This window comes from Oscillibacter acetigenes, assembly GCF_025567605.1.
In the GTDB taxonomy this organism is placed as follows: Bacteria; Bacillota; Clostridia; order Oscillospirales; family Oscillospiraceae; genus Oscillibacter; species Oscillibacter welbionis.
The window spans coordinates 1-1,203 of record NZ_JAOQKG010000010.1; the positions used below are offsets into that span (position 1 = coordinate 1).

1 protein-coding gene is annotated in these 1,203 nt (G+C 54.9%); it reads right to left on the minus strand.

Annotated features, from left to right (window positions below; genetic code table 11):
• Positions 1-37: 37 nt before the first annotated feature.
• A partial coding sequence (locus OCV80_RS16405) for a tyrosine-type recombinase/integrase (protein WP_267288562.1) occupies positions 38-1,203 on the minus strand: 1,166 nt, incomplete at its 5' end.

The following is a 1,203-nucleotide window of genomic DNA, read 5'->3' on the forward strand; positions in this document are numbered from 1 at the left end:
GCGCGCGATGCATGAGCATCGCGCGCACCTCCGCGCTTCATGTTTTCTCACTGGAACCCAGGACCGCTTCATGGTAGATGTTTAGGACATATAGCTTCCTCTCCATTCTCACATCTACATACTGCGCCGTGACGGCTTCCAGGTTGTTGGAGAGCTGGAGCTGAATGCCGATCCCCTTCAGGCTGTGCCCCAGGATCTGTCCAACCGTATAGAAGTCTCCGGTCAGCTGGTGCATATTGGTTGCTGCTGTGTGCCGCAGATCGTGAAAGCGGATATGGGGCATCTCTGCGTGACGCAGCAACTGTCCAAAATTCGCGGAGATCCGCTCCCGCCGCTTGGGAGAGCCGTTAGGCTTTGCGAATACAAGGTCGTTGTCAAAGTACAGATTCCCTGACTGCTTTGCAAAACGCTTCTGTTCCTTCTGGAGTTCCAGATGCCGCTCAAAGTATGGTCTGACGAGCGGTGTAATGGGAAGCGTCCGCTCACTGGATTTCACGGGAGCCATCTCAGAGATCACTGTGGTGTTCGCAGGCGTGTTGAATGGGAGCTGCTCCACAACGCCAAAGGTATTTTCAGCCAGATCCACGTTCCTCCACCGCAGTCCGATGATCTCGCTGAGGCGAAGCCCATACAATCCTCCCAGCACTACGATCAGCTCCCACTCCGTCCCCATGACAACAGCCAGCAGCTGCCGCATCTGGTCTACCGTGTAAGGATCTGGCGTCTTGCTCTGCTTTCCGAACTTCGTCAAAATATCCCTGGCCGGATTGCTGCTAATGTAGTGATACCGGCGGGCATGTTCCAGTGAGACGCCCATGATCCGGTGTGCGTATTTGACCGAGGACTGAGAGAGGCCCTTTTCAGCAAGCTGCCGGTACATATCGTCCAGCATGGCCGGGGAGAGCTGGTTCAGAAATACATCTCCGATATAGGGGAAGATGTGGTTCTTCATGTGACTCCGATAGCTGGCCTCGGTGCTGGGGCGGAGATTTGCAGAGCCATGCCGGTCGATCCACTCCGTCATGTACTCCTGCACAGTCATTTTTCGCTGAACAGCAGAGGGCGGCGTGTATGCCGGGTTTGTCAGCTTCGCTTTCATCTCCGCTTCATGCTGTAAGGCGTCCTTCTTTGTCAGGAAGCCCTTGCGGGAATAGGTCTTGCTCTTTCCGCCGGACTTGTACTTGACATTCACATCGTACACAG